The organism is Marinobacter flavimaris, assembly GCF_045057155.1.
GTDB classification, from domain to species: domain Bacteria; phylum Pseudomonadota; class Gammaproteobacteria; order Pseudomonadales; family Oleiphilaceae; genus Marinobacter; species Marinobacter manganoxydans.
This window is the reverse complement of sequence record NZ_CP171359.1, coordinates 3,014,779-3,026,768: the sequence shown is the minus strand read 5'-3', so window position 1 is coordinate 3,026,768 and position 11,990 is coordinate 3,014,779. Positions and strand designations below refer to the sequence as shown.

At 58.0% G+C, this 11,990-nt stretch carries 12 protein-coding genes; 3 read left to right on the top strand and 9 right to left on the bottom strand.

Annotated features, from left to right (window positions below; genetic code table 11):
* Positions 1 to 29: 29 nt before the first annotated feature.
* From ACGK9W_RS14305 to ACGK9W_RS14280, 6 genes are all read right to left on the bottom strand, one after another.
* Positions 30 to 1,154 carry an NAD(P)/FAD-dependent oxidoreductase gene (locus ACGK9W_RS14305; RefSeq protein WP_053113146.1) on the bottom strand — a complete coding sequence of 375 codons (1,125 nt, stop codon included), beginning with the start codon at positions 1,152 to 1,154 and terminating at the stop codon, positions 30 to 32.
* Positions 1,154 to 2,467 carry a cyclopropane-fatty-acyl-phospholipid synthase family protein gene (locus ACGK9W_RS14300; protein ID WP_053113145.1) on the bottom strand — a complete coding sequence of 438 codons (1,314 nt, stop codon included), beginning with the start codon at positions 2,465 to 2,467 and terminating at the stop codon, positions 1,154 to 1,156. The genes ACGK9W_RS14305 and ACGK9W_RS14300 overlap by 1 nt, the downstream gene beginning before the upstream one ends.
* A 226-nt stretch (positions 2,468 to 2,693) precedes the next feature.
* A complete protein-coding gene (locus ACGK9W_RS14295) occupies positions 2,694 to 3,989 on the bottom strand; it encodes a TRAP transporter large permease subunit (RefSeq protein ID WP_053113144.1) in 1,296 nt (431 codons plus the stop codon).
* The gene (locus tag ACGK9W_RS14290) at positions 3,986 to 4,531 is read right to left on the bottom strand and encodes a TRAP transporter small permease subunit (protein WP_008173316.1); all 546 of its coding nucleotides are present in this window, start codon (positions 4,529 to 4,531) and stop codon (positions 3,986 to 3,988) included. The genes ACGK9W_RS14295 and ACGK9W_RS14290 overlap by 4 nt, the downstream gene beginning before the upstream one ends.
* 102 nt (positions 4,532 to 4,633) lie before the next feature.
* On the bottom strand, positions 4,634 to 5,710 hold the full coding sequence (locus tag ACGK9W_RS14285; protein ID WP_008173314.1) for a TRAP transporter substrate-binding protein: 1,077 nt from the start codon (positions 5,708 to 5,710) through the stop codon (positions 4,634 to 4,636).
* A 145-nt stretch (positions 5,711 to 5,855) separates the two neighbouring features.
* Positions 5,856 to 6,314: a hypothetical protein gene (locus tag ACGK9W_RS14280; protein ID WP_008173312.1), complete on the bottom strand. Its 459-nt coding sequence runs from the start codon at positions 6,312 to 6,314 to the stop codon at positions 5,856 to 5,858.
* A 118-nt stretch (positions 6,315 to 6,432) separates the two neighbouring features.
* Here ACGK9W_RS14280 and ACGK9W_RS14275 point away from each other — a divergent pair, with 118 nt between their 5' ends.
* Positions 6,433 to 7,500, top strand: coding sequence for a beta-N-acetylglucosaminidase domain-containing protein (locus ACGK9W_RS14275; RefSeq protein ID WP_008173310.1), 1,068 nt, complete (start codon positions 6,433 to 6,435; stop codon positions 7,498 to 7,500).
* A gap of 9 nt (positions 7,501 to 7,509) precedes the next feature.
* On the opposite strand, the gene ACGK9W_RS14270 is transcribed toward ACGK9W_RS14275, so the two are convergent.
* Positions 7,510 to 8,220 carry an SIMPL domain-containing protein gene (locus ACGK9W_RS14270; RefSeq protein WP_053113143.1) on the bottom strand — a complete coding sequence of 237 codons (711 nt, stop codon included), beginning with the start codon at positions 8,218 to 8,220 and terminating at the stop codon, positions 7,510 to 7,512.
* A gap of 116 nt (positions 8,221 to 8,336) precedes the next feature.
* Between ACGK9W_RS14270 and ACGK9W_RS14265 the strand changes: the two genes are divergently transcribed.
* Positions 8,337 to 8,870 carry a macro domain-containing protein gene (locus tag ACGK9W_RS14265; protein WP_008173304.1) on the top strand — a complete coding sequence of 178 codons (534 nt, stop codon included), beginning with the start codon at positions 8,337 to 8,339 and terminating at the stop codon, positions 8,868 to 8,870.
* Positions 8,871 to 8,879: 9 nt separating this feature from the next.
* On the opposite strand, the gene ACGK9W_RS14260 is transcribed toward ACGK9W_RS14265, so the two are convergent.
* Complete coding sequence (locus ACGK9W_RS14260; RefSeq protein WP_405417239.1) at positions 8,880 to 9,824, bottom strand: ChaN family lipoprotein; 945 nt, start codon at positions 9,822 to 9,824, stop codon at positions 8,880 to 8,882.
* Between the two features lie 88 nt (positions 9,825 to 9,912).
* Positions 9,913 to 10,092 (bottom strand): hypothetical protein, encoded by a 180-nt coding sequence (locus ACGK9W_RS14255; protein WP_008173301.1) that lies wholly within the window; start codon positions 10,090 to 10,092, stop codon positions 9,913 to 9,915.
* Positions 10,093 to 10,204: 112 nt separating this feature from the next.
* On the opposite strand from ACGK9W_RS14255, the gene dauA reads away from it, so the two are divergent.
* Complete coding sequence (gene dauA, locus ACGK9W_RS14250; protein ID WP_405417237.1) at positions 10,205 to 11,956, top strand: C4-dicarboxylic acid transporter DauA; 1,752 nt, start codon at positions 10,205 to 10,207, stop codon at positions 11,954 to 11,956.
* Positions 11,957 to 11,990 lie beyond the last annotated feature (34 nt).

The window sequence follows — 11,990 nt, the reverse complement described above, 5'->3', positions numbered from 1 at the left end:
ATAGGTGCTCCCGGGTTTTGCTTTTCGCCTCAGACAGCAACTTTCAACGGTGGCACCTCCTGGTGCAGGAACCACTTCTCTGTAACCACCTTGCGGGTAAACCAGTGGGAGCGCATCAGGCTGCTGGCCAGAGGCATCTTGACCCAGTCAGGAACCTGCCAGCCCTGGTCTGGCTCGGAGGCGCGAGTGCCGAAGCGTTCGGCAATGGCATCACCGTAAATCTGCAGGGAGGAGGCTGAGTAGTCGGTGGCCTCGCCGATCACATCGGCTGCCAGAAGGGCGGATTCGATCGCCGGCCGTATACCCTCGCCACTCTGGGTGTAGGCAAGGCCAGCGGCGTCGCCAATCAGCATCACACCGTCGTCCACCAGGGGTCTGTCGGCATGGGCGTAGAGCAGATAGGCGTGGCCCTTGAAGCGTCCGGGCAGGTCTTGTGGAATCCGGCCGGTGGATTTCATTTCCTCGACAAACGCTTCCAGATGCCCTGTCAGCTTGTGGTTGTCTTCCCGGCCCAGGCCAATATTCAGGAAATTGCCCTTACGGAACACCCAGGCATAGCCCTTCAGGTCCCGACAGAACCAGAGTTCGGGCGTATCGCCCCGGGCCAGGCAGGCTGAAGCCTGGTCCGGTGTCATTTCAAATTCAACCTCTTTGGCCGCCACAACGGTTTCATGGCCACCGGGGCCATCCCCCAACAATCGCGCAACCGGGCAGAAGTGACCGCCGGCACCGACAATAAGAGGCGCTTCCCAGGTGTCATTGACGACCCAGTTGCCGTCTTTACGAACGATGGATTTGACCGGCGTGGCCAGCTGTTTCGGAGCGTTGACGCGGCTGAGCAGGTAGTCGTCAAATTCACACCGGCGAATACCATAGCTGACTACGTCGCCGTGATCGTTCTCCACGGCCGGCTGGCCCATCATCCCGATGCGAAACCGCCGGATGGGTTGCAGGGTTCGCCCGCGGGAGTATTCCTCCGGGTCAATGCTCAGGGTCTCCATCACGGCAGGCGTAACCCAGCCTGCGCAGGTTTTGTCCCTGGGGAAATTCTGTTTATCAATGATCAGCACTTTTTTGCCGCTGTTTTCGAGGGCGCTGGCCAGGGTGGATCCGGCAGGGCCGGCCCCAACGATGATCAGGTCGTAGTAGTCCATCAGGCCTCCTCGGGTGCCGCAGGAAAGTCGTAAAGATCCCGTCTGTTCCGGGGAAGTTGGTTATTGTCGCCATGGCTGAAGACCACCTGGAACAGCTGCAGAGAACCTGCCCGGAAGGCGGCGATGGAACCGGCCAGATACATGCGCCAGGCCCGGGTGAAGTGGCCGTCGTACATGGCAGTGACCTTGTCCTCGTTCTGGTTGAAGCGCTCCATCCAGTGACTCAGGGTCTGGGCGTAATGCAGGCGCAGGTTCTCGACGTCCAGGACTGAAAAATCGCCGTGCTCACAGATTTGCATGAATTCGCCGATGCTCGGCGGATAGGCACCCGGGAAGATGCGTTTCTCGATCCATGCGTTCATCAGCATCGGGCGGTTGCGGCCAATGCTATGCAGCAGGGCAATGCCGTCAGGCTTGAGGCTGCGTTTGATCAACTCGGACAGGGCCTCGTAATTCTCCTTGCCCACATGTTCGAGCATGCCGATGGATACGAAGGCGTCGTATTGCCCCCTGATGTTCCGGTAATCGTCCTCGATATACTCCACCAGATGATCGAGTTCCTGCTTGCGAGCTTCTTCTCGGGCAAATGCGAGTTGTTCCCTGGAGATGTTGTAGGAGTGGACCTTCACGCCGTAATTGCGGGCCATGTAGCGGGCCAGGCCACCCCAGCCGCAGCCGGCCTCGACCACCGTCATGCCGGGCTTTAACCGGAGTTTGCGGCAAACGTGCTCGAGTTTGGCTAGCTGGGCCTGTTCAAGGCTCAGATCCGGCGTCTCGTAGTAGGCGCAGGTGTACTGCATTTCGGCGCTGTCCAGCCAGAGCTGATAGAACTCGTTGCCCAGATCATAGTGATGGTGAATGTTTTCCTTGGCTTCCGGGATGCCGGTGGATCGGGGGTTGTGGTTGCGCCACAGGGCCTCCAGCCATTTCGGCCACTTCTGACGCGCCTGGTGAACGGACCGGTAGAGGGTTTCCATCAGGTCCGGCAGGTCACCTTCCACCTCCAGGCGACCGGCGCTGTAGAGGTCTCCGAACGCCAGGTTGGGATTGGTTACCAGCGCGTAAAGGGCTTTGGGGTCGGTCAGATGCAGGGTGAACTGCGCGTGTTGACCCTCCGGTTCGATCACATCGCCGTTCCAGAGCCGGAAGCGCAGCGGCGGTGATCCCGCCATCCGCATGAGCTTGGCGATCAGCCAGCGCTCGTAAGTGTGCGGTGACCGGTCCACGTGGGTATTTTCCAGTGGCAGGGTCAGAACATGGCTTTTGGATTCTTGCCCGTTGTCACGGGTTTTCTGGGCAGTGCTCTGGTTCATGGACTCCGCTCTCCCTTGATAACCTCAACATCAATGTTTTTGTCGATGCGCGCGCGCCAGGGTTCCCGAATACCAGTCTGAGAATCGCCGGTTGTCCGTTCAGTATAGAAAACAGTGAGATTTTGTCAGGTTGGCTGAAAATAGAGGAAAACTATTGGAAGGATAGCGAAGAGCGAAAATAGGCGGATAAAAAAATGCCGGGCCCAGGGGCCCGGCATTATTCGGGTCAGTATGAGGAGCTCATACCAAACCACTCAGGGAAAATCACAATCAGCGCCAACACGAACATCTGTATCAGGATGAAGGGCAGTACGCCTTTATAAATATCGGTCGTTCGCACTCCCGGCGGTGCGACGCCTTTGAGGTAGAACAACGAGAACCCGAACGGTGGCGTCAGGAAGCTCGTTTGCAGGTTCATGGCAATCAGGATGGCGAACCAGAGCATGTTGATGCCCATAGCTTCCGCCACCGGGGCAAGGATCGGCACGATGATGAAAGAGATTTCAACGAAGTCGATGAAGAAACCCAGTACCAGAATGACCACCATGGCCAGAATGATGAAGCCCCACTTTTCGCCGGGCAGCTGGAGCAGCCACTCTTCCAGCAGATAGTCGCCGCCGGTGTAGCTGAACACCATGGAGAAGGCTGTTGCACCGATCAGGATCGCGAAGACCATGGCGGTCACCTTCACAGTATCCTTGGATGCATCCCATACCATCTTGAAGGAAAACTGGCGGTAGATGATGGCCAGAACCACGGCGCCAACCCCGCCAAGAGCGGATGACTCGGTTGGCGTGGCAATGCCGGTGAAGATCGAGCCCAGAACCACCACAATCAGTGCCAGCGGCGGGATGATCGCCAACAGCGCATTGAAGACTTCCTTTTTACGGGACACGCCTGGCTCATCCGGCATGGCCGGCGCGGTTTCAGGTTTCAGTCTGGTCAGCACCAGGATGTAGATGATGTAAAGCCCCACCAACACAACGCCGGGCCAGACCGCGGCCTTGAACAGATCCCCAACCGGAAGGCCAAGGACATCGCCCAGAATAATAAGGATGATGGATGGCGGCACGATCTGACCGAGGGTGCCGGACGCACAGATGGTACCGGTGGCCAGTCTCTTGTCGTATTTATGCGCCAGCATGACCGGCAGCGAGATCAGACCCATGGCAACCACGCTGGCGCCTACAACACCGGTAGAGGCGGCCAGCAGTGCACCGACCAGAATCGTCGAGATAGCCAGGCCACCGGGCAGGCCACCGAACAGACGGCCCATGGAGGTCAGAAGTTGTTCCGCCAGCCTGGTGCGTTGGAGCACCACGCCCATGAAGATAAACAGCGGTACTGCCATCAGAACGGTGTTCTGCATCACGCTCATGATGCGATAGGGCATGAAGGCAAAGAGATCCATGCCCTCGGCGAAAATTCCGAAAAACAGCGCAACGCCACCGAAGGTGAATGCAACCGGGAAGCCCAGCATCAGCATCAGCAGGGCCACACCGAACATAATCATACCGATCATGCGAGGCCTCCTCCGCTGTGTTCACCTTCATACTCCTTGTCCCCCGCCATCACTCGTACGGCGTAAGTCGCCATATTGAGGCCGGCAATACCGATGAAGACGGCACTGACAGGGATGACGGATTTGATAATCCAGCGGTGCGGCAGCCCGCCCGGATCACCGCTACCTTCACCCATGCTGTAAGAGTCGAGGGCGAAATCGTAGCCGTAAATGCCGATCAGGTAAGCGAAGGGAATGACGAAAATGAAGGCGCCAACAAGGTTGACCCAGGCCTTGGCCTTGTTGCTCCATTTGGTATAGAAAACGTCGACCCGAACATGACCATCCGTGCGCAATGCGTAGGGAATACCCAGCAGGAACACCACAGAATAGAGGTGCCACTCCATTTCCTGCATGCCGATTGAAACGTTGTTAAAAGCGTATCGGGCCACTACGTCGTAAAAGACGTTGGCTGCCATCAGTATCATCGCGACACAGGCAACCCAGCCACAGAAGATGGACAGCCGGGCAAGCCCGTCGTCCAGTTTGATAATCCACCGCATTGATGATCCCCCGCCAGACGGACTGGCGCTTTTATCCGTTGCTATAAACGACAAAACCGGGATCACTCAGAGAGCGATCCCGGCTCCGTTAAAGCCTATATCTTACTCGACTTCAGCCATAGTGTTGAGGTAGGCGCGCTCAGAAATGTTGGTGTAAGCGCGGCTCTGCTCAAGATAGTTCTGCTGGGAGTCGATAATCTTGGCAGCCATATCGCTTTCAGCAGCTGCTTCTTTCAGCAGCTTGTTGTTGGCTTCGTACATGGCGTCAAAGATTTCGTCTGGGAAACGCTTGATCTGGACATTCGGGTACTCTTCGCGAATATTAGCCCAAGCTTCTGCGTTGGCGTGCTGGGAGTGAACCAGCATGTCGTAGGACGCAGTGCGCATGGCAACACGCATGATCTCCTGCAGGTCCGCTGGCAGCTTGTCCCAAACCCGCTTGTTCACAAGGAACTGGAGTTCGGTCGCAGGCTCGTGCCAGCCGGTATAGTAGTAGTCGGCGATCTGCTGGAAGCCGAGACGCAAGTCCAGGGCAGGACCTACCCACTCAACAGCATCGATGGTGTTGCGTTCCAGAGCAGTGTAAAGCTCGCCCGGGGCGATGTTGGTCGGGTTAACGCCAACTTCTGCGAACACTTCACCAGCGAAGCCAGGGATGCGCATTTTCAGACCCTGAAGGTCTTCCAGCGAGTTAATTTCCTTGCGAAACCAGCCGCCCATCTGAACGCCGGTGTTACCGCCCGGGAACGACAGCATGTTGTGCGGCTCGTAGACTTCCTGCATCAGCTCCATGCCACCGCCGTGGTAGAACCAGGCGTACTGTTCCATGGCGTTCATGCCAAACGGCATACTGGTGAAGAACAGGGTCTCTGGAACCTTGCCTTTCCAGTAGTAGGATGCGGAATGGCCCATGTCGTACTGACCAGCCTTGACCATATCAAACACGCCCAGCGGGGCTTTGTGCTTGTTGGCGGAATCGATGCGGACTTTCAGGCGTCCGTCAGACATTTTCTCGACGGTTTCGGCAAAACGCTTGGTGGTGTCACCGAAAATCGGGAAGTTTGGCCCCCAGGTTTCTGCAAGGCGGAGTGTGAAGGTATCTTGGGCGAGCGCCTGCGAGGAGGCAAAGGTTGTTGCCACAGCCAGCACAGCCGCGGAAAGAACAGAACGGATCTTCATTGCTCTTCTATCCTCTTATCTTTTTTGTGGGTCGAGCGTCTCCCCTTTTGGGGAAAATCACTCTTAATGCTAGTTCACGTTAGCAATTATCGTTAACAAACGAAATCAAAAACCGCTTGGTGTACGACCTTGGTCGTACGGCGGATCAGATGTCGTCCATGCGGCTGATCTGGCTCGACAGTCGCATGGCCTCGTGCTCTTCGAGGGAAAGCAGATCCTCAAGCAAGGCCTTGGCCTCGGGAATCTCTGCCTTGCCAATCAGGGAATCGTAGAGATCCATCACCTGGTCGTGGAACTGGAAGATTTCCCTGGCAATATCCTGAAAGCTCATTGACGCGTAGTGCGTGTAGGAGTCAGCACTGGCCCTAATTGGTTTGTGGTTCAGGTAGTCGTACATGCGGGTATTGAGAGCCTTCGGATCAGCCTGTTTCTCGAATTCCCGTACGGCTTTCTCGAGAATGGTTTCGTGGCTGGACAGGTAGTCGAGGAGGGCGCTGGCTCGCTCGTCGTTGTTGAGCTTGGCGGACTCTTTCAGGCACCTTGCAAGATGCGCGTGCAGTTGCCTCGTCCATTCGATGAGATCCTCGAACGTTTTTATTTCCATTGAGTTGCTCCTTGTCGGGCAGTTCGGTTGTAGTTGGCTTTACCGGTAAGTCTAGTCAAACTTGGAGATTACAGGGTACCTGAACCGGGCCCGGGAACCAGCGGAGCGGAAATCGGCCATGGCAACGACACTCGGCATCATTGAAGGATTTTACGGCCCCATGTGGACCTGGCAGGAGCGGCGGCAACTGGTTCGCACCCTGGCGCCCCATGGTTACGGATTTTATCTCTATGCCCCGAAGGCGGATGTTTTTCTGCGTCGGAAGTGGCAGCAGCCGCACCCGCCGGCGATGGCCGCGGAGCTGGCCGATTTCTCGCGCTTTTGCCGTAACGAAGGCGTTCGTTTTGGTGTCGGCCTGAGTCCGTTCGAGGTGTTCAACCGGTTTGACGACGAAGCCAGGGCGTCGCTGGCAGAAAAACTCGCCCTGCTGGAGCGCATCGGGATAGATGAGCTGGCGATTCTGTTCGATGACATGCGGTCAGACACTCCGGACCTTGCCGGTACCCAGACGGACATTGTGCACTGGGTCCGTGACCGTACTTCAATCAAACAGCTGAGTGTCTGTCCCAGCTATTATTCCGATGATCCGGTTCTCGACCGCGTGTTCGGGGAGCGTCCGGCGGATTATCTGGAGACGCTCGGGCGCAAGCTGGACCACTCGGTGAACGTGTTCTGGACCGGAGAGGAAGTGTGTTCCCGGGAAGTGTCACCCGGCCATCTGAAACGTGTCGGAGACCTGCTTGGCCGCAAGCCGGTGCTCTGGGACAACTACCCGGTCAACGACGGCGACCGGATGTCGCAACATCTGCACCTGCGAGCCTTCACCGGGCGACCGGCGGCCAACGCGGCGCACCTTGCCGGCCATGGTATCAATCCGGCCCTGCAGCCAACGCTGACGGCCATCCCGGCTATCACGCTGGCGGAGTCCTACCGCCTGGGACCCTCCTATCAATACGGCCAGGCATTCCGCCATGTCGCCCGCGAGGTGCTGGGCAGGGAGTTGGCAGCGCAGCTGCATGCGGATTTACTGGTGCTGCAAGACGCTGGCCTGGGCCGGATCAGTGATGAAAAGCGCCAGAGCCTTCAGCATACCTACGATGCCTTTGACCACCCTGCAGCCAACGAGATTCTGCGCTGGCTGGCGGGTGAATATCAGGTGACCGATGAGATGGTGGCCACGCAGTAGGCGGTTGGGCTAGCGAAGGTAATATTCGACGGTTGAGACTACCCGGACGGTTTTTACCGGCTGTTGCTGTTCCATGATGCCCGGCGCCTGATCCCGGGCCAGAATCTGGAAAACGCCCTGATTGGCACGTCGCAGCCCCCCGAGTTCCGCTTTTGCATCCTGGGCGAACTGGTCGGCAGCTTCCCGGGCCGATGCCGTGGCCTCGGCAATCATCTCCGGCTTGATGTCGTTGAGCCCGTTAAATACGTACGTCGGGCCGGACGGGCCGTAGTCCGAAGACAGCACCACTCCGGAGTCCACCAGTTCACTGACACCCTGGGCTGCCTGCCGGATTCGGTCGATGTCAGTACTGCGTACCATCAGCGTCTGGCTGATGATGAACTTCTGCTCTCCGTTGTTGGCCTGGTAAGGGTTGGCCCGGGTATCGGTGACATCCAGGCGCTGGAGTTCGACCGCATTCTGGTCAATGGCCTGCAGTTTGAGGAACGCCATGATCGCGTCCCGGCTGCTTCTGGCCCTTTCCTGGGCTTCACTCAGGGACGCACCGGTGGCGAGAAAGCGGATCGGCCACAGGGCCAGATCGGCATTCACTTCCCGTTCAGCCACACCTTTAACGGTCACGTAGCGGTCGCCTGTGCGCAGATCGGTCAGGCCATTGCCAATCAGGGCGGCAGAAATGATGGCACTGACGCCGAGAATCACTGAGGCAAAAAGTTTCATGGGGTGTCCCTGTATTACGTCACCGGAATGTTCCGGAAAGCGTCCGGTGTCTGGCTGCTATCCTGAGGTCATGGTCAAGATTAGCGTTTCACGCCCCAAGCGAAAAGGAAGGAAACATGACGGTTGTGAAAGTTGAGTGCATCAGAGGAAACATTGCTGAACAGCAGGATATGGATGTGATCGTCAATGCCGCCAACGCCGAACTTTTGCCAGGGAGTGGCGTGGCAGGCGCCATACACAGCGCCGCCGGACCGGGGCTGGCAGAGGAGTGCCGGGCTCTGGCGCCGATCAGGCCGGGGCAGGCAGTCATCAGCTCGGCTCACGAGCTGCCAAACCAACACGTAATCCACTGTCTGGGGCCGGTTTACGGGGTCGACGAGCCATCCGACCGTTTGCTGGCTGAGTGTTTCAGAAATGCCCTGTTGCTGGCAGATCGGCATAAGCTGACGTCCATCGCTTTTCCTGCCATCTCCACCGGGGTTTTCGGCTATCCACTGCAGGATGCGGCGGCAGTGGCCATGAAGGCGGTGTCTGACACGCTGGCGGAGCTCAACTCTGTTCGCCTTGTCCGGTTTGTGCTGTTCAGCGACGAGGACCGGAAGGTGTTTGAACAGGCACTTGAGTTGGAATCGGGCCTGTCAGGCCGGTAGCCGGCCGTTTCAGTCACAGCTTTTGTCGGTCGAGCGGCGAAAGCGGGCTGTCATCGCCTCACGTTCCCGCTGGGCGTCCCGGAATTCGTCGGGCAGAGGCTGGATAAAGTAGATGAAATCACCCTTGGCGCGATTATTCTCCAGGGGCGCTTCGTTGACGTCCCAAGGCCAGAAAGCCGGGCTTACGATGGCGACCGAGATTTCAGGCGCGCGCTGTTTCAGAAGCGCCACGGTGCCCAGGCCATTTTCACTGTGAAAGGTGCCAGTCACGTGCAGTACCTGGTGCTCCGGGTGCTCTGTCCGCGCCTGAAGAATACGTGTTGCCATGGCGTTGTCCCTGAGCAACTGGGCCTTGTAGGTGTTGTCCATCCGCTCGCTCATGGTGTCGTCTGCCTGGTGGCTTGCACCGATGGCCGCCATGAACTTTTCCCGGTATTCCGGGGTGTCCATGAAGGGTTTGGCGGGTAATTTCTGTCTCAAGGTGTCTGAAATACGGTCGAGATAGCCCGGGCCCTTGCGGCCAACGCAGCGGACCACGTCGGCCGGCGCATTGGACGCGATCACCGGAAGGTCGTGCCGGCGTGCAAACTCCACCAATGGACGATAGGAGGCACGGTAATTGTCCCAGGCTTCGGCGTCTTCGATCATTTCGGTTTCGCCCGTCTCTCCCCGCAGATAACGGTTCAGTTCGTCCTGACGATCCAGGTTGAACTGCTCCATGCTGAGAATCTGCTCCGGCCGCAGCCGAAACAGGGCGCTCTGAAGCCGGGATTGCAGAAGGTGTGAGCCATGGTGCCCGTGGTATTCCCCGACAACCACAACATCGACGTCGGCTAGTTGCTGCGCCAGTTCTTCCGGAGTCAGCGCGGTCTTGTTTGCCGGGTTTACGAGCAGGGCATCGTACTGGGTTTGCGGTGCCGAATTCAGCGTGTCGGGGGCTTTCAATGAAGGCATGGCAGTGCATCCGTTCATAACAGACAAAGTGGCAAACAGCAGGATTGGCGCGATAGGTTTCATCATAGTCTTTACGTAATGAACCCCGTCAGGATTTCTTTTTACGATCTTCGCGCCAGTCCGATCCCAGTCTTTCTTCCACGTATTCCCGAATGAACTGGCGCACTTTCTGGGATGGCGTCACATCTTCCTGCTTGCACAGTTCTTCAAAGGCGGCCTTTTTCTCGGGATCGATCAGCAACGTCAGGCGGGCAGTGCGGTTTTCCATTGGGTTTTTCTTTACCTCGGGTGGCTTTCGATGATGTTAACCGTATTAACATTGAATGTAGATATAATGAGCATATAATTAGTCGTTAAAAGTTGCAATTAACGAGTCACCCATGCCGCATCGAGCCCACCTTTTTTCTCTCCGGATGGCCCACGCATTCCGGGAAGCGTGTATTGATGAGCCCTACCGGGGCCGCCGTTTCCTGCGCGATGTGATGGCGGGTTTGACGGTGGGCATTATTGCCATACCCCTGGCCATGGCATTGGCGATCGCCAGTGGTGTTGCACCCCAGTACGGCCTCTACACCGCCATTATTGCCGGGTTTGTGATCGCATTGACCGGTGGCAGCCGGTTCAGCATCTCCGGCCCCACCGCTGCTTTCGTTGTCATTCTGTACCCCATCGCCCAGAGCTATGGGCTGGGCGGTCTGCTTTTGGCCACCTTGATGTCGGGCGTTTTGCTGATTCTGATGGCTCTGATGCGACTGGGTCGTTTTATCGAATACATTCCAGAATCGGTAACCCTCGGGTTTACCGGGGGGATCGCCGTGGTGATTGCCACCCTGCAGATCCGGGATTTTCTGGGCCTTCAGGTTGGCGATATGCCCGAGCATTATTGGGACAAGCTGGCCCTGCTGACCGGTGCGCTGCCGGAATTTGATGGTATGAGTACCCTGGTGGCCGGTGTCACCCTTGCCTGCATGTTGCTCTGGCCACGCCTGAAAACCCCGGTGCCCCCGCATCTGCCAGCGGTGGTGATCGGAAGCCTGCTTGCGCTCTGGTTGAATGCCCAGGGTGCTGCTATCGATACCATTGGTTCAAGGTTCAGTTATCTCCTGCCGGACGGCACCGAGGGAGCGGGTATTCCGCCGTTCTTGCCGGAATTCGCCTGGCCGTGGCAGCAGGCAGGGGCATCGGGCGAGCCCGTCGGGCTGTCATGGTCGCTGGTCCGGGATCTGCTGCCGGCAGCTTTTGCCATTGCCATGCTTGGGGCCATCGAGTCTCTCCTGTGCGCCGTGGTGCTTGATGGCATGACTGGCAAACGCCACAGCGCCAACAGCGAGCTCATGGGGCAGGGCCTTGGCAACATCATCACGCCGTTTTTCGGCGGCATTACCGCCACGGCCGCCATCGCCCGCTCGGCGGCCAACTACCGGGCCGGCGCCGAGTCGCCGGTCTCCGCAATGGTGCATTCGCTGGTCGTTCTGCTGGCGCTGGTTTCGCTGGCGGGCCTGCTGGCGTATCTTCCCATGCCGGCCATGGCCGCCCTGCTGGTGATGGTGGCCTGGAATATGAGTGAGGCCCCCAAGTCCCTGCATCTTCTGAAAACCGCGCCGCGCAGCGACATCCTGGTTTTTCTCACCTGCTTTTCACTGACGGTATTGCTCGACATGGTCATTGCCATCACCACCGGCGTCCTGTTGGCGGCGGTCCTGTTCATGCGGGAAATGGCCCAGATGACCCGGGTTACAGATATCACCCAGAGCAAACGGATTGCAGAATCCCGGCTGCCCGATGGCTGGCAGGTGTTCAAGATAAACGGCCCCCTGTTTTTTGCCGCTGCGGACCGGATTTTCGGGGAACTGGCAGTGCTCGCCCGGAACGCCCGCGGATTCATTCTGTACATGGACGGCGTGACGATTCTCGATGCCGGCGGGCTGTCCGCCCTGAACAAGCTTATTGCCACCTGTGAACGGGACGGTTCCCAGATTGTGATTGCCGACCTTCAGTTTCAGCCTTTGCGCACCCTCGCTCGTGCCGGCGTTGCGCCGATCGCTGGCGTTAGCCGCTATACTTCCTCCCTGGATGAAGCTTTGCGTCTGATCAGTTGCCCTGCGTCTGAAACTGATCGGGTTTCCGGATAAAAACCTGATTTCATCCGGTTCCGGATGGTCTACC

What these genes read in the sequence shown, in the direction of transcription:
- ACGK9W_RS14295 (WP_053113144.1), bottom strand. Translation starts at nt 3,989, where the DNA reads ATGATCGGTATGATTATGTTCGGTGTGGCCCTGCTGATGCTGATGCTG.
- ACGK9W_RS14285 (WP_008173314.1), bottom strand. Translation starts at nt 5,710, where the DNA reads ATGAAGATCCGTTCTGTTCTTTCCGCGGCTGTGCTGGCTGTGGCAACA.
- dauA (WP_405417237.1), top strand. Translation starts at nt 10,205, where the DNA reads ATGCCGCATCGAGCCCACCTTTTTTCTCTCCGGATGGCCCACGCATTC.
- ACGK9W_RS14255 (WP_008173301.1), bottom strand. Translation starts at nt 10,092, where the DNA reads ATGGAAAACCGCACTGCCCGCCTGACGTTGCTGATCGATCCCGAGAAA.
- ACGK9W_RS14280 (WP_008173312.1), bottom strand. Translation starts at nt 6,314, where the DNA reads ATGGAAATAAAAACGTTCGAGGATCTCATCGAATGGACGAGGCAACTG.
- ACGK9W_RS14260 (WP_405417239.1), bottom strand. Translation starts at nt 9,824, where the DNA reads ATGCCTTCATTGAAAGCCCCCGACACGCTGAATTCGGCACCGCAAACC.
- ACGK9W_RS14290 (WP_008173316.1), bottom strand. Translation starts at nt 4,531, where the DNA reads ATGCGGTGGATTATCAAACTGGACGACGGGCTTGCCCGGCTGTCCATC.
- ACGK9W_RS14305 (WP_053113146.1), bottom strand. Translation starts at nt 1,154, where the DNA reads ATGGACTACTACGACCTGATCATCGTTGGGGCCGGCCCTGCCGGATCC.
- ACGK9W_RS14270 (WP_053113143.1), bottom strand. Translation starts at nt 8,220, where the DNA reads ATGAAACTTTTTGCCTCAGTGATTCTCGGCGTCAGTGCCATCATTTCT.
- ACGK9W_RS14300 (WP_053113145.1), bottom strand. Translation starts at nt 2,467, where the DNA reads ATGAACCAGAGCACTGCCCAGAAAACCCGTGACAACGGGCAAGAATCC.
- ACGK9W_RS14265 (WP_008173304.1), top strand. Translation starts at nt 8,337, where the DNA reads ATGACGGTTGTGAAAGTTGAGTGCATCAGAGGAAACATTGCTGAACAG.
- ACGK9W_RS14275 (WP_008173310.1), top strand. Translation starts at nt 6,433, where the DNA reads ATGGCAACGACACTCGGCATCATTGAAGGATTTTACGGCCCCATGTGG.